Source organism: Coprococcus sp. AF21-14LB (assembly GCF_003458885.1).
In the GTDB taxonomy this organism is placed as follows: domain Bacteria; phylum Bacillota; class Clostridia; order Lachnospirales; family Lachnospiraceae; genus UBA9414.
This window is the reverse complement of the sequence record NZ_QRVX01000047.1, coordinates 1-17,736: the sequence shown is the minus strand read 5'-3', so window position 1 is coordinate 17,736 and position 17,736 is coordinate 1. Positions and strand designations below refer to the sequence as shown.

The following is a 17,736-nucleotide window of genomic DNA, read 5'->3' as shown; positions in this document are numbered from 1 at the left end:
AGAAAGTAATAGCCAAGCTAGGTTATACATCCATGCTTGACTATTATCTAGTAGTTTGTGAAAACTAAGGACCGCCTAGTACTGAACGGTATGCTAGGTGGTGTGAGAGTCGGCTAATCAATTAATGATTAGCCTCCTACTCGATTGGAGTCTGTCTCTAATGGTGCAATTCCTTTTCTTCTTCTATAGCCAAAAGTTCAGACAGGGCGTCTTCGCTGATGTTTTCAGTGATATTTTCACTGATATTTAGAAAATCATATTCTGGATCTTCTTTCAGTAAGTTGAGAAGAGTTTTCTTCAGTGTGCCGCCAAAAGCTGTATCGACAGGCTTTGTTTTGATATGGCGATAAAGAGGAGAGGCATTCAGATTCCATTTTTTTGAGAGTGAGCGAATCATTTGAAGGAAGGTTTTTAGTGTTTTGATTCGTTCTTTTTTGGCACAGTGGAGCTGAAAATGAGCTACATAAGATGCATACTCCCATTGATCCAACGCCGTTGCAGTCGATTTGGAAACATTTGCAATATATTCGGCATCTTCATTCCGCCGTTCCTTGAGTGCAATTTCCAAAAGTGTTATAAGTGTACAGTGCAGTTCGGAAGCCTGTGACAGCAGTTTTTCTTCGGCCAGCTTTGCGGCGTCGCTGTAGCGTTCGCTGGCAATGAAGAGATTCGCCTGCAGCTGTTTTTTATCTGTCCAGATAGCATCCGGCAGCTGATCGATCAGTGTCTGTGCCTGCTCATACTCTTTACGTTCGATGTATTTGGAAATGAGCTGTGCCTGTGCCTGACTTCTGACATTAAGATCATTACTTTCAGCGGCGCGAAGAAAAAGGTTTTCGATTTTTTCCTGATATTGTTCTGTGTCTTTGGAAGGATGTCCCTTCTTATAAATAAGGCATCCTTCCAAAAAGAGAGCGCTGTTTAAAATCAAAGAATCACAAGTCGGAAAGAGGCGGATTTTCTCTAACGCTGTATCGTAAGCAGTTTGAAATCCGTCTCGGTCTGCAATTGCGGATAAATCATTGAGAAATAATGCAATTTCCCGGTCGGTGAGTGTCTCGTGAAAAGAAAGCAGCGTGTTTAGATCAGTATGCAGCAATCTTGCCAGTGGAGGTAAAAGGGTAATATCCGGGTAAGAAGTTCCTTTTTCCCATTTGTTTACAGCAGGCGCCGATACGCCAAGGTATTTTGCTACTTGTTCCTGTGTCAGTTTCTGTTCGATACGTTTCTGTTTAATCATTTCATTTATTTTCATATGCTACCTACCTCATGAATTAATTCCATGTGTTAATCCATATTTCTGATTGTTGATTTTTCATATAGTTATTATATCAAGCAGCAGGAAACGTCACAATTGATTGTATGTTCATTTTTGAATAGAAAATTTAACTGTTAGTTTATTTTACTGTTTGTCATGGAACGATTAAGGCAGAATAGAAACTCCTTATGCATTTCCAAGAAGAAGTATAGAAATAAAGGCAATCATAAGTGTTGTGGCAGTGAATGCCAGGAGGTTTATGATGGCATTGGTGTGCTTTTTGAATATTTTTGAAAAGATCCAATATAGGATAATACCTATGATTCCTCCGAAGGTATTATTGATCAGATCTGTAATATCACAGGCGCCGACTGCAAGAAGAAACTGAAAGAGTTCCAGACCAAGACTTATGAAAAATGCCGGAAGTACTTTAATGAAAAAAGAATGTTCCGGGAGCAGCATACAGGCATAAATCCCGCAAGGAATAAAAATCAGTATGTTGTTTAAGAGCTCAGATAAATCAATAGTGCCGTTAGAAATCGCAGATGCAGAAAATGGAATGAGATTCATGCTGCGTGGCTGGCGAAAAGAGAGGATGGACAGATCCATTTTAAATAAGATAATCCAGATCAATGCGGCAAAATAAATATCAAACAAAAATATGGTTATTTTTTTGTTCTGAAGTTTCATGTAATTTTCCTCCTGAGTTATGAGATTCTTCGCAAAGCATTGTAACATAAGAAAAGAGAATACTTCAATAATGAAACGGATACGATTTTCTAAAGAAATTCATACAATTTTCTTAAGATCTTTCGATTTATTTATAGAAAATTTATGACTGATAGTCAATTTGTTAAAAGTTTATTAAATTGAAAATGAAGTAGTTGACTTTTAGTCATTTTAAGCGTATACCATAGTATGAAATAAATGACTATTAGTCATAAATGGAAAGGGTGTATGAAAATGATGGTAAAGATAGGTAAGAAAATTGCCAAATGGAAATGGTTTTTCTTCCTGCTGGCGATTGTGTTACTTGTTCCGGCTGGAATCGGTATCTCGCGTACAAAGGTAAACTACGATATTCTGAGTTATCTTCCGGAAGATCTGGAAACAGTCAAAGGACAGGAAATCATGGTAGATCAGTTTGGAACAGGTGCATTTTCTATGGTGGTTGTAGAAGATATGCCTTTGAAGAACGTGGCTGCATTGAAAGAAAAGATTGAGGGGATTGATCATGTAGAGAAGGTACTCTGGTATGACAGTGTGGCAGATCTTTCGATACCGGTAGATATGCTTCCGAAAAAGATTCGGGATGTATTGTTTCAGGGAAATGCTACGATGATGGCAGTTATGTTTGATGATACGACTTCTTCAGATACTTCTATGGAGCGGTAAGCCAGATGAGAGATCTTGTTGGAAAAGAGTGTTTCATCAGCGGTATGACAGGAATTGTTACAGATATTAAAAATCTGTCATTGAAAGAAATGCCAATGTATGTTGTCATTGCAGCAGTCCTTTGTCTTATTGTACTGGGACTTACAATGGAATCTTTCGTTGTTCCGGTATTATTTCTAATCAGTATTGGAGCTGCAATTTTATACAATCTGGGAAGCAATCTCTTCCTTGGGGAGATTTCGTATATTACACAAGCGCTGACAGCGGTACTTCAGCTTGGTGTGACGATGGATTATTCTATCTTCCTTCTGAATAGTTATGAAGATAATAAGCTTCGTTTTCCGGGACAGAAAGAACGGGCTATGGGGCATGCGATTGCAAATACATTTAAATCGGTTGTTGGAAGTTCTGTTACGACGATCGCAGGTTTTGTAGCACTTTGCTTTATGACATTTAAGCTTGGAATGAATATTGGTATTGTCATGGCAAAGGGCGTTGTAATCGGTGTGCTTTGCTGTGTTACACTCCTTCCGTCTATGATATTGATCTTTGATAAACTGATTGAAAAAACAAAGCATAAAGCATTGATCCCGAATATGGATCGGATTTCTGCATTTATTACAAAGCACGAGAAACTCTGGCTTGTGATTTTCCTGATTCTGATCGTGCCTGCAGTTTACGGAAATAATAATGTAAAGGTATATTACAACATTGATAAGTCACTTCCGGCATCTCTTGAGAGTAATGTGGCGAATAAGAAGCTGCAGGAAGATTTTAAAATGAATAACGTGCACATGGTGCTTGTGAAAAACGGCATGAGCAGCAAAGAGAAAGAGAGCATGTTAAATGAGATTGAGAAAGTAGACGGCGTGAAATGGGCATTAGGACTTGATTCTATTATTGGACCGGGAGTCCCATCCTCTATGATTCCGTATGACATAAAAGAGCTGATGCAAAGTGATGAGTACGAAATGGAGTTCATCTGTTCCGAATACAAGACGGCGACAGATGAAGTTAATAAGCAGATTGATGCTATTGATAAAATCGTGAAATCTTACAGCAGAGGATCTATGGTAATTGGGGAAGCGCCTCTGACAAAAGACCTTGCTGATGTGACAGATATCGATTTGAGAAACGTTAATATAATTTCGATTGCGGCAATCTTCCTGATTATTATGTTTGTGTTTAAATCCATTTCACTTCCGGTCATTCTTGTAGCAGTTATTGAGTTTGCGATTTTTGTGAATATGGCAATTCCGTTCTATACCGGTACGGAACTTCCGTTTGTGGCAAGTATCGTAATTGGAACGATTCAGCTGGGAGCTACCGTAGACTACGCAATTCTGATGACGAGCCGTTATCAGAAAGAAAGATACCGTGGCAGAAGTAAGATGGATGCAATCAGTATTGCACATAAAACTTCGATGAAGTCGATTATGATTAGTGGTATTAGTTTCTTTGCTGCAACTTATGGTGTCAGCCTGTATTCACAGGTAGATATGATCGGTTCTATCTGTACCCTGCTTTCCAGAGGTGCAGTTATCAGTACAATTGTTGTAATTTTTGTACTGCCGGCAATGTTTATGGTATTTGATCCGGTGATCGTTAGAACTTCTATCGGTTTTTTGCCAAAAAAAGAGAAGAAACAGCAGACGGAAAGGAAGGAAACTTGTTATGAATAGAAATCAGAATTGGAAAAAACATATGGCTATGATTGCGGCAGCATCAGTCTCTGTATCAGGTTGTGGGATGTGTGTAATGGCTGCAGATCAGGATGAAACGAATGCAAATAGACAGTATAAAGATGAATCTGTTTATGTGAATACAGGAGCAGATGGAAGCGTAGAGAAAATTACAGTCTCTGATTGGCTGAAAAATGAAGAAGCAAAGGAAAAAATAGAAGATCAGTCGTCGCTTTCCAATATCCAGAATGTGAAAGGAGAGGAAACCTTTGCACAAAATGGAGAAGCGCTTGTATGGGATGCAGCCGGAGAAGATATTTATTATCAGGGAGAAAGCACAAAGGAACTTCCGGTAACAATGAAGATTACTTATACATTGGACGGAAGAGAAATGTCACCGGAAGAGATGGCAGGTAAGAGCGGCCATATGGAAATGAAGATTACTTATACAAACCGGACGCGCCAGATGGTAGATGTAAATGGAACGCAGACAGAAATGTGCGTACCATTTTTGATGTTGACAGGAGGCATTTTTCCGACAGAGCATTTCAAAAATATTGAGATTGACCACGGAAAAGTAATCTCTGATGCAAGCAGACAGATTGTGGCAGGAGCAGTACTTCCGGGATTGACAGAAAGCCTTGATCTGACAGATGAGGATACACTTGAAATTCCGGAGAGTTTAACAATTACGGCAGATGTAACAGAATTTGAAATGGGTTCTATTTTTACGGTAGGCAGTGCAGATGCATTTGCAGAGCTTGGATTAAGTGATGCGGACAATCTGGATGAACTAACGGATAAAGTAAATGAATTGACAGATGCTTCACTTAAGCTTGTAGACGGCAGTTCTACACTGGCAGACGGAGTACGGACATTAAAAGAAAAATCATCTGAATTTGCTTCAGGAATCGATACACTGGCAGCGGGAGCCAGCCAGGTAAATACAGGCGCCAAAACATTGTACGGAGGCCTGCAGACTTATACATCGGGAACTGGACAGCTGGTGGAGGGAGTAGCAGGCTATACAGAGGGCGCTTCTACACTGTCTGATGGAATTGCAGCATATGTCGAAGGTGTTGGAACAATTCAGCAGGGAGCGAATCAGAAACTTCCGGTATTATCAGAAAATGTGAGAAAATTGTCAGAAGGAATTACTGCTTTTCAAAATCAGGCGTTTGGAGAAAAAGGACTGGAGGCTGGAGCAGAGCAGCTTGCTGTTGGAGCAAAGAAGATTTATGAAGAAACAAAACAGCTTGCGCCAATGATGAGTGCTGAAAATTTGAAAACATTATCAAAACAAATGAAGTTACTTGGAAAGGGATTAACTACTGCAAAGGAAGCAATTACTCAAGCTGCTTCCGGAATTGAAAACGGAGCGAAAGCGATGCAGGAGGCCGGAGCAGGAATGAATACATCAGGCAAGCAGCTAACAGAACTTAGCAAGGTGTTGACAACCGCTTCCGGAGCGATAAATCAGTCTGTGGCAGAAGTGAATGCAAAACTTCAGGCAGCAGAGACAGATACACAGAATCAGGTAAATGCAGCGCTTGCAAAAACAGAGCAGGAAGCAAATGAAAAACTGCAGGCGCAGACAGATGAAGTAAATGCACGTGCAGAAAAAGCAGCGGAAGAAGTAAAAAGTCAGCTTCTTGCTGCAGGTACAGACGAATCTGTAGCAGAAGCGGCAGCAGCAACAGTGCGAAATGAAGTAAGCGCTTCTGCGGGCACAGTGGAAGTGGGAAGTGTATCGGTAGATATTCCGGAAGTATCTGTCGCAAATCCGTTTGCAGAGGGAGGCCAGGTGGCGCAGGCGTTACAGGGAGCATCTGCATCTCTTACAGCCGGTGCAGCAAAGCTTGAAGCCGGTGGAACAGCGCTGACGGAAGGGGCGAAAAAACTCGGAGCAGACAGTGAACTGATAAAAGGATTGACAGAAGGAGCTGCACAGATGGATGCAGCGGCAGCAAAAATGGATGCCATGTCAGAAATGCTTGACAATGCCGGAGATCCGGCAAAACAGTTAGTAGATGGATTAAAACAGCTGTCAGAAGGAGCGAATGCATTGAAAGCAGGTACAGGAAATGCAGCAGAGGCAGTGGACACATTGACGGACAATTCTGTTTTGCTGGCATCTAAGACAGAAGAAGGGGTCAATCAGCTTCTTGGCGGATTCCAGACACTTCAGGCTAACGACAGCCAGCTGTTAAGCGGAAGCAGCCTTCTGAAAATGTCAGGAAAAGATTTGATTGTTGGGGCGAATAAGTTAAAAGAAGGAACACCAACACTTTTGACAGGAGCTTCTGCTCTTGCAGACGGAACTTCTCAGCTTGCAGCCGGCACTGATACATTGAAATTCGGTACATCTAAGCTCCTTTCCGGAATAGATGAACTGTCAGAAGGAGCAGATAAACTGGCAGACGGTATGAAAGAATTTAACGAAGAAGGAATCGAGAAGATTTCTGATGTGCTTACCGGAGATCTGGAAAATGTATTCAATCGCTTGAAGAGTCTGGCAGATCTTTCAGAAAACTATGAATCGTTTAGTGGAATTTCGGAAGATATGTCCGGTGAAGTGAAATTTATTTTTGAAACAGAAACTGTAGAGGTAAATAAGTAGAGCAATACTATAGGAAAAAGCATTGGGAAAACTGGTTTGGCATGGTTGCCAAACCGGTTTTTTTGTTTTATGATAAATAGGAAAGACAAAAAGGGGATAAGAACAATGGTAGATGTTGGAGTAATTCATGGCCGTTTTCAGATACTGCATTTAAAGCATATGGAATATCTGCTTGCGGCGAAAATGAGATGTAAGAAATTATATGTGGGAATCAGCAATCCGGATGATTCTTACATTAAAGAAAGTGAAAATGATAAAAAAACGTTCTAAAAAAAACGGCAAACCCACTCACATATTATGAGCGAATGGAGATGATTCAGGCAGCGCTGCTTGATTTTGGTGTGAAGAGAGAGGAATTTGATATTATTCCGTTCCCGATTAACCGTCCGGAATATATTTTACAGTATGCGCCGAAAGATGCCACATTTTTCATGAGTATCTGTGATAAGTGGGGAGAGGAAAAGAAGAAGATATTGGAAGATCTCGGAGTGAAAGTAGAAGTTCTCTGGAATCGTCCGGAAGAGGAGAAGGGAACTACGGCAACGGAAGTCAGAAGTAAGATTGTTTGCAACCTTCCGTGGAGTCACCTTGTACCTCGGACAACTTATGAATATGTTGTGACACATGGCCTGGATGAAAGAATCAAGCGTCTGACAGAAGAAGAGATGCTTGAAGAAAAAGAACAGCAGGAGAAAGAGCGCCGGGAGAACACACTGCAAGAAAAAGAGGAAGAAGCGAACGTATGATAGCAGTATATCTGTTTCCGTTGTATGTACTCGTCAATCTGTATGTATTTCGGTGGGGAATCCGCTATATGAGCGCCTGCAGCAGGCATTTTAAGAAAAAGTGGATCAGAATTTTCATCGGAATCGTATATACATTTTCTGCGTTGTCTCTTGGAATTGGATTTTTCCTGAAACCTTCTATGGCGCAGAGATTTTTCAAATGTTTTGGGAATTACTGGCTTGGTGTTTCTCTTTACATGATTCTTGTGATTGTTATCGTAGATTTGGGACGTTTTTTCCTGAAACGAATACGCTGGATTCCACAAGAAAGACTTCGTTCCCGCAGAACCTTTGTGATTACAGGAACATGCTGCGTGATTCTGATCGCATCGGTTTCCGTGTATGGGGTACTTCATGTGCGCCATATCCGGACTACTCCCTATGAGGTAACTGTAGAAAAAAGGTGTGCCGGAAGAGAAGAACTGAAGATTGCTCTTGTAGCAGACATTCATCTTGGATACAGTATTGGCACATGGCAGATGCGTGAGATGGCAAAGAAGATCAACGCGCAGCAGCCGGATCTTGTATGTATTGCAGGAGATATTTTTGACAATGAATACGAAGCGCTGGATGATCCGGAAGAATTGATTCAAATTTTCCGGAGTATCGAAAGCACATATGGAGTATATGCCTGCTATGGTAACCATGATATTCAAGAGAAGATTCTGGCAGGATTTACATTTGACAGCGATCAGAAGAAAATGAGTGATGAACGAATGGATAAATTTCTGGAAGAGGCAGGAATTATACTGTTGAGGGACGAAGCAGTTTGTATTGATGATGCGTTTTATCTTTGCGGAAGACCTGACGCGAAAGTGCCTGGCAGGGGGATAGAACAGAGAAAAACTCCTAAAGAATTAATCGAAGGATTGGACCTTTCTAAACCGCTTATTGTAATTGATCATGAGCCGAGTGAGCTTCAGGAACTGGCAGATGCGGGAATTGATATGGATCTCTGCGGTCATACACATAATGGGCAGATGTTTCCGGGAAATCTTATCATGCCGTTTCTGTGGGAGAATCCGTACGGTTATCTGAATAAAGACGGGATGCATAATATTGTTACATCCGGAATCGGATTATTCGGACCGAATATGAGAGTTGGAACAGACAGTGAGATCGTTATGATTGATGTGAACTTTCAGCCAGAGAACAAGCAGCCTTAATGGAGAAAATAATTTTAATTAAGAAGATAAAAAGCAGATAAAAAGGCAGATACACAGATGCGGACGCATTGGTATCTGCCTTAATTGCAGGTAAATGTTATGCCTCGCCGGTCAGTGTTACAACTGCGTAAGAATGGCCGGTATGTGGTAAGAATTTCTCTAAAATATCGACTGTTTTAAGATTGAGGCTGCTTGTGTTGATGCAAGGATGGCAGCCGATCACATCCTGTTTCAGAAGATCTTCATCAATGACTAACTGTACATGGTGTTCCGGATCGTTCATAAGACCGAGAATGCTTGCAGAACCGGGCGTTGTGTTAAGATACTGCTCCATATATTCCGGCTCTGCAAAAGAGAGGCGGGAAATACCAAGTTGTTTGGAGAGCTCTTTTGTAAGAAAACGTTTGTCTCCCGGCATTAAGAGCAGATAAAAATTGGTTGCCTGGCGGTTGCGGAGAAAGAGATTCTTGCAGATCTGTGCGCCAAGTAATGTTTCAATGGCAGCGCAGTCCTCAATCGTATCTGCGTGTTCGTGGTCAATTCTGGTATATGAAATCTGAAGTTGATCTAACAGTTCATATACCTGCATTTCTTTTTCAAGACGTCCTTCAGCAGATGGGGCAGTTGTGTATAATGTCTTATCGATATACATAAATATCCTCCTTTATTCAAGTATGATTTCGTATAGTAATTTGGGAAAAGTATAGCATAATCGCTTGTGTAAAGTCAATTCAGGACGTATAATGTACAAGAAACTGCCGCCGGTTAAATCGGCAGAAGAGAAAGGAAGAAGAGAGCATATGTTTCGATTATTACCGTATTTAAAAGGGTATAAAAAAGAGAGTATTATCGGGCCGCTGTTTAAGCTGCTTGAGGCATGTTTTGAATTAATTGTGCCCCTTGTCATGGCAGATATTATTGATGTGGGGATTAAGAATCAGGACATGGGATATATATTAAAAATGGGAGGCGTTCTTGTATTTCTTGGTGTGCTTGGGCTTACTTGCTCGCTGACTGCACAGTATTTTGCAGCAAAGGCAGCCATTGGATTTGGAACAGAGCTCAGGCATGATCTGTTTGCGCATATTGAATCCCTTTCTTATACAGAGATTGATCAGGCTGGAAGTTCTACTCTTGTAACACGCATGACAAGTGATATCAATCAGGTACAGTCAGGAGTAAATCTGGTGCTGCGTCTGCTCCTTCGATCCCCGTTTATTGTAGTGGGAGCTATGGTGATGGCGTTTACGATTGATTTTCAGGCTGCGCTCGTATTTGTCGTAGCAGTGCCGCTTCTGGCAGTTGTTATTTATGGTATTATGCTGATAACAATCCCGCTTTATCGAAAAGTACAAAAAGGATTGGATCAGGTACTTCTGACAACAAGAGAAAATCTGGCCGGTATCCGCGTGATTCGGGCATTTCGTACGCAGAAGGAAGAGCAGAAGCAGTTTGAGGAAGAAAGTGATATGCTCATGCGAATGCAGATGCTTGTTGGTAAGATTTCGGCAGCGCTGAATCCGATGACTTACATTATTGTAAATGCGGCAACAATTGCAATTGTCTGGGTTGGCGGAAAAAGAGTGTTTGGAGGAAGTATTACTCAGGGAGAAGTGATTGCTCTTGTCAATTACATGACACAGATTCTGATTGCGCTTGTAGCATTGGCGAATCTCATCGTGTCTTTTACAAAAGCGCTGGCATCGGCAGGACGTGTCAACGAAGTGTTTGCGTTAAAGCCGAGTATCTGCTCCGGCATTGGAGCTGGTCGGACAGAAAGCAAGGAGGCAAATTCGTCTGGGCGTGAAGCGGAAGATACATGCGGAAACGAAACACAGGAGGCGCCGGCAGTGGAAATGGATCATGTAAGCTTTACCTATGCAGGAGCAAAGGAGGAGGCGCTCAGTGATATTACGTTTTCTGCAAAGAAAGGGGAAGTAATCGGAATCATTGGCGGTACAGGATCCGGTAAGTCTACGCTTGTGAATCTGATTCCGAGATTCTATGATGCGACAGCCGGATGTGTAAAAGTAAATGGAATGCCGGTAAAAGAAAGTTCTCTGGAAACTTTGCGGAAACAGATTGGAGTTGTTCCGCAAAAGGCTGTTCTGTTTCATGGCACAATTCGGGATAATCTGCGTATGGGAAAGGAAAACGCTTCGGAAGAAGAGATGATGCAGGCGCTGACAACTGCCCAGGGCAGAGAAATTATTGAAGGAAAAAAAGACGGATTGGACACCGTGGTCAGTGAAGGCGGAAAGAATCTGTCCGGTGGACAGAGACAGCGTCTGACGATTGCGAGGGCGCTTGTGAGACAACCGAAGATTTTGATTCTGGATGACAGTGCATCTGCACTTGATTTTGCTACAGATGCGAAACTTCGCAGGGCAATCGCAGAGGATACCGAAGGAATGACGGTGTTTATTGTATCACAGCGGGCAGCCTCTATTATGCAGGCAGATCAGATTCTTGTTATGGATGACGGAAGAATCGCAGGAAAGGGAACACATCAAGAACTTCTGGCATCCTGTCAGGTGTATCAGGAAATCTGTTATTCTCAGCTTTCGAAAGAGGAGGTGGAGCATCATGCGTAAACAGGAAGAGACAATAAAAAAGATATTAAAACGAATCCGTCCTTATCGCTTGTTTGTAGTCTGCTCTCTGGTATTTGCGGTGATAACTGTCGGAACGACGCTATATGCTCCGATTCTGGTAGGAGATGCTGTAGACTATATTTTGGCAGAGGGAAAGGTTGATTTTGCAGCGATTTTTCATATTTTGAAAAAGCTTGCGGTAATTATTTGTATGACCGGAGCGGCCCAGTGGCTTATGAATCTGTGCAATAACAGAATTACTTACTGTGTGGTAAAAGATGTAAGAACAGAGGCTTTTGCGAGACTTCAGGTGCTTCCGCTAAAATATGTGGATTCACATCAGTACGGTGAGACGATCAGCCGGATCATTACGGATGTGGAGCAGTTTTCTGACGGACTCTTGATGGGGTTCACACAGCTTTTTACAGGTCTTGTCACAATTTTTGGGACACTTGGTTTTATGCTGGCTATTAATGTGCAGATATCTCTTGTAGTCATTTTGATTACACCACTGTCCTTATTTGTAGCAAGTTTCATTGCAAAACGAACCTATACGATGTTCCAAAAACAATCTGAGACAAGGGCGGAAATGACAGCGCTTGTAGATGAAATGGTAGGAAACCAGAAAGTCGTGCAGGCATTTGGATATGGCAGACGAGCGACGGAGCGGTTTGATGAAATTAATGTCAGACTTCAAAGCTGCAGTTTGAAAGCAACCTTTTTCTCATCCATTACGAATCCAAGTACAAGGTTTGTAAATGGACTTGTATATACAGGAGTGGGAATTGTGGGGGCAGTTATGGCTATGGGTGGCGCTATTACTGTCGGACAGCTTTCATGTTTTTTGACATATGCCAATCAGTATACAAAACCATTTAATGAAATTTCCAGCGTAGTAACAGAACTGCAAAATGCCATTGCCTGTGCGAAACGAGTGTTTGACTTTATGGAAGAACCGGCAGAAGAGCCGGATGCACCTGGGGCAGCTGCGCTAAAAGAAGTTGATGGAAGCTTAAAACTGCAAGACGTATCCTTCTCTTATCAGCCGGAAGTTCCTCTGCTTCAAGAGCTTAACCTTGATGTGAAGCCGGGACAGAAAATTGCGATTGTTGGTCCTACAGGATGCGGTAAAACAACGCTGATCAATCTGTTGATGCGGTTTTATGAGATTGATGCAGGGAAGATTCTGTTAAGCGGCCATAACATTGCCGATATACAAAAGGATAGTATGAGAGCCCAGTATGGCATGGTACTTCAGGAAACATGGCTGAAGACGGGAACTATTGCAGAAAATATTGCCTATGGATATCCGGAGGCTTCAAGAGAACAGATTGTTGCGGCAGCGAAGGCAGCTCATGCCCACAGTTTTATCAAGCGTATGCAGAATGGATACGATACGAAGATTACGGAGGAAGGAGGCAATCTTTCTCAGGGGCAGAAACAGCTGCTTTGTATTGCAAGAGTGATGTTGAATTTGCCGCCGATGCTGATTCTTGATGAGGCAACTTCTTCGATCGACACGCGCACAGAGCTTAAGATTCAGGAAGCTTTTCAACGAATGATGAAGGGGCGCACAAGTTTTATTGTAGCGCACCGGCTTTCGACAATTAAAGAAGCTGATACAATCCTTGTGATGAAAGAGGGAAATATTATTGAGCAGGGAAGTCACGAAGAATTACTTCAAAAAAATGGATTTTATAAAAAATTGTATGAAAGTCAGTTTTAAACTGTTCCGTAAGGCAGAGATGACGGCAGAAAGCTGATAGATATTTGATGTCTGGCAGAACAAAATTGCGACAAAAGAGGAAGCCCGGCACATCGGGGAGAGATGTGTCAGACTTCCTTTTTGGTTAAGAGAGAGAGGATGATTCTGTCATAGCTTTGTGTTCGGCGTCAATTTCTTTGAAACACTGTAAAACATTCCAATGCTGATTTGTCTGTGTGAGGATTGCCTTGTGAGGAATTGGTCCGATTTTATTTCGGCGAATTCCAGCAAGTATCGTATCGAGACGGCTGCCGGGAAGATTCACAAAGACAACCATTGGTGCAGGCAGTTCTTCTCCGTCATAACATGTATCAGAGAAAGTGACATCAGGCTGTTTACGAAGCTGCCAAGTGGTTTTAAATAGTCTTCTTTTGCTACTTTTTTCAGACGGATCTTCATCGGCAGCAGCAGCATTTCCAGCTTGCGAAGCTGAGTGCGGTCTTGAAAATTAAATAGTAATACGGTTTCTTTTATCATAGTAATATGGTTTCCTTTCTTGCGCAAAAATTTCGATTCAGATACATGTATTATTGCATGGAGCGGTTTTTCTGTCAACGCGGAAGATTTTTTGAAAAAATCCATAAATATATTGACAAAAGAAACAAATAATATTATTGTATTAAATAAATAATACAGAAATACAATTACAGGTTATCTGGATCGGGAGGAAAGATATATGATTGAGATTCGTAATTTAACAAAAGTATATAAGCTGAATAAGCGCCAGATGCAGGAACTGCATACGAAGAATCCGAAAAAAGTGGCGGTGGATCACTTGGAACTGACAGCAAAACCGGGAGAGATCTATGGTCTGCTCGGACCAAATGGTGCAGGGAAGACAACAACGCTTCGCTGTATTGCTACGATCATTAAGCCGACAGAGGGAGAGATCTATGTCGGAGGACACGAAGTACAGAAGGAAAGCGAAGAAGTGCGCAGACAGATTGGATTTCTTACAAGTGATATTAAGCTTGATCCACAGTTTTCCACAGATTATATGTTTGACTTTTTTGGACGTCTTCATGAAGTTCCGGAGAAGCAGCTGAAAAAGCGAAAAGAAGAGTTATTTTCCTATTTTGGAATTAAAGAGTTTGCTCATAAGCAGATCAAAGAACTGTCAACCGGTATGAAACAAAAAGCAGCCATTGCGGTCAGTCTTGTCCATGATCCGGAGATTGTTATTTTTGATGAACCGACAAATGGACTCGACATTGTTACGGCAAGAAGCGTGACAGATTATCTGAAGAAGTTAAAAGAAGAAGGCAAGCTTGTAATTATTTCTACGCACATCATGTCTGAGGCAGAGAAACTGTGCGACCGGATTGGCATGATCATCGATGGAAGAAAAGCGGCAGAAGGAACGGTAGAAGAATTGCTGATGCAGACTGGAACCGGGGATTTGGAAGATGCCTTTTTTGAAATCTATAAAGGGATCAAGGGGGAAGAATAGCTATGAAAGGAATTCGTGAGATTTTTAGAAAAGAGATTGCAAGAGTTGTAAAAGATAAGAAAATGCTATTTTCTGTATTTCTTCTTCCGGCGCTTTTGATGGTAGGACTTATGATGCTGATCGGAAATCTCCAGAAAAATATGATGGCAGATATTGACAATCATATTCCGGTTATTTATGCGGAGCGGTTTCCAGAAAGTTTTCAGAAGTTTTTGGAGACAGGCGGATATACATATGATCTGCGCGCGATGGAATCGGAAACTGTGGTAAAGGATGAATTGACATCCGGACAGGCAGACCTCTGGCTGCAGTTCCCGGAAAATTTTGAGGAAAGTATTGCTTCCTATCAAAAAGGAGATGAGATTCCTCAGATTAAAGTATACTATAATCCGTCAGAAGAATATTCCATGAGTGCATTCCGGGAAGTAACAGGAACTGTTTTGGAGTCTTATCGTCAGACATTGCTGGCAGGACGAGTCGGAGACTTAGAACAGCTTATGATCTTTACGGTAAATACGGATAATCCGGATATGATTGTTCAGGATGAAAAGAAAGCAAACGGAAAAGAACTCGGTATGATGCTCCCATATTTTATTACGATTTTGCTGTTTGCAGGAGCTATGGGAATCGGAACAGATATGATTGCGGGAGAAAAGGAAAGAGGAACGATGGCAAGCCTTCTTGTATCGCCGGTTAAGAGAAGTTCCATCGTGCTTGGCAAAGTATTTGCCCTTATGATCATTTCTGGAATTTCTTCTCTGATTTACGTTGCTGTTATGGTAATCTCTATGCCTCTGATGTCAGGGACACTCTCCGGCATGGGTACAGAGGCTAAAACTTTCGATTACATTTGGACAGGGAGCCATGTTGGCGGGGATATTGATTGCACTCGCATTTTTGTATGCCACACTGATCGTATTATTCTCCGTATTTGCCAAATCCACAAAAGAGGCGAATACTTATGTGATGCCGGCATATATTCTTGTTCTTGTTATCGGATTGATGTCAATGTTTACGAATCAGGAGCCATCAACAGGAGCGTTCTGTATTCCGCTTTATAATAGTGCGATTGTACTGAAAAATATTTTGTCCCATGAAGTGACTGCATTGCAGTATGTGCTGACACTGACAACAACATTGATTTGCGGTGCAGTTCTGACAGGAGTGATCGTTAAAGCATTTGATCGGGAGACGATCATGGCTCCATAGATAATTTATATTGAAAAAGTAGCATAATACGCATCCGGTGCATACTGTTAGTAATAAGAAGATGAAAGCAGGTGCACGGATGCGTTTTTGTGAATTGAGAGAAAAAGAAGTAGTAAATCTTTGTAATTGCCGCAGGCTTGGATGTGTAGCGGATATTATTCTCGATCTGTGCCAGGGATGTGTGCAGGCAATTATCGTTCCGGGGCCCTGCAAAGTTTGTGGATTGTTTGGATGTGATTCGGAGTATGTGATTCCGTTTGAATGTATAAAAAAAGTAGGACCGGATATTATTCTTGTGGAAATTTGCGAGGAAAATTTTTTGAAACGCTGCAAAGAGTGTTGAAAATCATTAGAAAATACCGATAAAATGCAAGGAAAAGTAAGAATTTCGTTTACAAACGCAGAGTGGGAAGATATACTGTAATTAGTTTCAATATCGTTATTACAAAGAGAGGAAGAGCATATGAAGTGTCCATATTGTGGTAATCAGGATACAAGAGTAATTGATTCACGGCCGGCAGAAGACGGAAGTTCCATCAGAAGACGCCGTTCTTGCGATGCATGTGGAAAACGGTTTACAACTTATGAGAAAGTGGAGACCATTCCACTGATTATTATTAAGAAAGATAATAATAGGGAACAATATGATCGCTCAAAGATTGAGGGAGGGATTCTGCGCGCCTGTTATAAACGTCCGGTATCAGCTTCTGAAATCCAGAAAACGATTGATGCTATCGAAACAGAGATTTTCAGCCGTGAAGAGAAAGAGATTCAAAGCAGCGAGATCGGCGAGATTGTTATGGATAAACTAAAAGATTTGGATCCAGTGGCATATGTGCGGTTTGCATCAGTATATCGGGAATTTAAAGATGTGAATACATTTATGGCAGAATTAAAAAAAATACTGAAATAGGAGAACAAAATGAAGTTTATTTCATGGAATGTAAATGGAATCAGAGCTTGTGTACAAAAGGGATTTGAGGAGTTTTTTAAAAATGCGGATGCAGATATTTTCTGCATTCAGGAGAGCAAGATGCAGGAAGGACAGCTCGTTCTGGAACTGCCGGGATACTATCAGTATTGGAATTATGCTGAACGAAAAGGCTATTCCGGAACAGCAATTTTTACGAAAATCAAGCCGTTGTCAGTCAGCTATGGTATCGGTGTGCCGGAACACGATCAGGAAGGACGTGTGATCACGCTGGAATTTGAAGAATATTATTTTGTGACAGTGTATACGCCGAACGCACAGCGGGAGCTCACAAGATTAGAGTATCGGATGGCATGGGAAGATGCATTTCTTTCTTACCTAAAAGATCTGAAAGAGAAAAAACCGGTTGTTTTCTGTGGCGATCTGAATGTGGCTCACAGAGAGATTGACTTGAAGAATCCAAAAACAAACCATAAGAATGCGGGATTTACCGATGAAGAGCGTGGAAAATTCCAGAATATTATAGATGCAGGATTTATTGATACGTTTCGTTATTTTTATCCGGAGCTTGAAGGAGCCTATTCCTGGTGGTCTTATCGCTTTCAGGCAAGAGAGAAGAATGTCGGTTGGCGTATTGACTATTTCTGCGTTTCAGAGGAACTAAAGGAACGACTGCGCGGTGCGAAAATTCTGACAGAGATTTATGGATCGGATCATTGCCCGATACAGTTGGAGATTGACTAAGCAGATATTTTGAAAAATAAGTGACCAAAGGGGCTGTCGGTTAATACCGATTTTTAGCTTCTAAATCTTAAAATAAGAATCTCCTGTAGAAATCAGTGTTTTTATACCTGATTTTCTACAGGAGATTCTTATTTTTT

17 protein-coding genes and 1 pseudogene are annotated in these 17,736 nt (G+C 41.5%); 13 read left to right on the top strand and 5 right to left on the bottom strand.

Annotated features, from left to right (window positions below; translation table 11 throughout):
- Window positions 1-157: 157 nt before the first annotated feature.
- A complete protein-coding gene (locus tag DWX73_RS10725) occupies window positions 158-1,255 on the bottom strand; it encodes a helix-turn-helix domain-containing protein (protein WP_118348769.1) in 1,098 nt (365 codons plus the stop codon).
- Between the two features lie 189 nt (window positions 1,256-1,444).
- Complete coding sequence (locus DWX73_RS10720) at window positions 1,445-1,948, bottom strand: VanZ family protein (RefSeq protein WP_118348768.1); 504 nt, start codon at window positions 1,946-1,948, stop codon at window positions 1,445-1,447.
- A gap of 276 nt (window positions 1,949-2,224) precedes the next feature.
- Between DWX73_RS10720 and DWX73_RS10715 the strand changes: the two are divergent.
- From DWX73_RS10715 to DWX73_RS10700, 5 genes and pseudogenes are all read left to right on the top strand, one after another.
- Window positions 2,225-4,335: pseudogene (locus tag DWX73_RS10715) on the top strand (efflux RND transporter permease subunit).
- Entirely contained in the window at window positions 4,328-6,955 is a 2,628-nt protein-coding gene (locus tag DWX73_RS10710; protein WP_118348767.1) for a hypothetical protein, read from the top strand. The pseudogene DWX73_RS10715 and the gene DWX73_RS10710 overlap by 8 nt, the downstream one beginning before the upstream one ends.
- A gap of 105 nt (window positions 6,956-7,060) precedes the next feature.
- Window positions 7,061-7,225, top strand: a complete 165-nt coding sequence (locus DWX73_RS13660) for a hypothetical protein (protein ID WP_199413554.1) — start codon at window positions 7,061-7,063, stop codon at window positions 7,223-7,225.
- Between the two features lie 41 nt (window positions 7,226-7,266).
- The gene (locus DWX73_RS13655; RefSeq protein WP_199413553.1) at window positions 7,267-7,701 is read left to right on the top strand and encodes a hypothetical protein; all 435 of its coding nucleotides are present in this window, start codon (window positions 7,267-7,269) and stop codon (window positions 7,699-7,701) included.
- Entirely contained in the window at window positions 7,698-8,906 is a 1,209-nt protein-coding gene (locus tag DWX73_RS10700; protein WP_118348766.1) for a metallophosphoesterase, read from the top strand. The genes DWX73_RS13655 and DWX73_RS10700 overlap by 4 nt, the downstream gene beginning before the upstream one ends.
- A gap of 97 nt (window positions 8,907-9,003) precedes the next feature.
- Here the strand turns inward: DWX73_RS10700 and DWX73_RS10695 are convergent, their stop codons facing one another.
- Window positions 9,004-9,558: a prolyl-tRNA synthetase associated domain-containing protein gene (locus DWX73_RS10695; protein WP_118348765.1), complete on the bottom strand. Its 555-nt coding sequence runs from the start codon at window positions 9,556-9,558 to the stop codon at window positions 9,004-9,006.
- Window positions 9,559-9,706: 148 nt separating this feature from the next.
- On the opposite strand from DWX73_RS10695, the gene DWX73_RS10690 reads away from it, so the two are divergent.
- Together DWX73_RS10690 and DWX73_RS10685 are read left to right on the top strand one after the other, a co-directional pair.
- On the top strand, window positions 9,707-11,500 hold the full coding sequence (locus DWX73_RS10690; RefSeq protein ID WP_118348770.1) for an ABC transporter ATP-binding protein: 1,794 nt from the start codon (window positions 9,707-9,709) through the stop codon (window positions 11,498-11,500).
- A complete protein-coding gene (locus DWX73_RS10685; protein WP_118348764.1) occupies window positions 11,493-13,226 on the top strand; it encodes an ABC transporter ATP-binding protein in 1,734 nt (577 codons plus the stop codon). The genes DWX73_RS10690 and DWX73_RS10685 overlap by 8 nt, the downstream gene beginning before the upstream one ends.
- Before the next feature lie 124 nt (window positions 13,227-13,350).
- Here the strand turns inward: DWX73_RS10685 and DWX73_RS15795 are convergent, their stop codons facing one another.
- Window positions 13,351-13,542, bottom strand: coding sequence for a DUF3783 domain-containing protein (locus DWX73_RS15795; protein WP_118348763.1), 192 nt, complete (start codon window positions 13,540-13,542; stop codon window positions 13,351-13,353).
- Window positions 13,527-13,742, bottom strand: coding sequence for a hypothetical protein (locus DWX73_RS10675; protein ID WP_118348762.1), 216 nt, complete (start codon window positions 13,740-13,742; stop codon window positions 13,527-13,529). Before DWX73_RS10675 ends, DWX73_RS15795 begins: the two co-directional genes overlap by 16 nt.
- Window positions 13,743-13,941: 199 nt before the next feature.
- On the opposite strand from DWX73_RS10675, the gene DWX73_RS10670 reads away from it, so the two are divergent.
- The 6 genes from DWX73_RS10670 to DWX73_RS10650 all read left to right on the top strand — a co-directional run bounded on the left by DWX73_RS10670 (window position 13,942) and on the right by DWX73_RS10650 (window position 17,599).
- Complete coding sequence (locus DWX73_RS10670) at window positions 13,942-14,715, top strand: ABC transporter ATP-binding protein (RefSeq protein WP_118348761.1); 774 nt, start codon at window positions 13,942-13,944, stop codon at window positions 14,713-14,715.
- Between the two features lie 2 nt (window positions 14,716-14,717).
- On the top strand, window positions 14,718-15,776 hold the full coding sequence (locus tag DWX73_RS10665) for an ABC transporter permease (RefSeq protein WP_330413625.1): 1,059 nt from the start codon (window positions 14,718-14,720) through the stop codon (window positions 15,774-15,776).
- A complete protein-coding gene (locus DWX73_RS15125) occupies window positions 15,724-15,924 on the top strand; it encodes a hypothetical protein (protein WP_330413624.1) in 201 nt (66 codons plus the stop codon). The genes DWX73_RS10665 and DWX73_RS15125 overlap by 53 nt, the downstream gene beginning before the upstream one ends.
- A 79-nt stretch (window positions 15,925-16,003) precedes the next feature.
- Entirely contained in the window at window positions 16,004-16,267 is a 264-nt protein-coding gene (locus DWX73_RS10660; RefSeq protein WP_118348760.1) for a PRC-barrel domain-containing protein, read from the top strand.
- Between the two features lie 120 nt (window positions 16,268-16,387).
- Window positions 16,388-16,837: a transcriptional regulator NrdR gene (gene nrdR / locus DWX73_RS10655; RefSeq protein WP_118348759.1), complete on the top strand. Its 450-nt coding sequence runs from the start codon at window positions 16,388-16,390 to the stop codon at window positions 16,835-16,837.
- Between the two features lie 9 nt (window positions 16,838-16,846).
- Window positions 16,847-17,599, top strand: a complete 753-nt coding sequence (locus tag DWX73_RS10650; protein ID WP_118348758.1) for an exodeoxyribonuclease III — start codon at window positions 16,847-16,849, stop codon at window positions 17,597-17,599.
- Window positions 17,600-17,736: the final 137 nt, after the last annotated feature.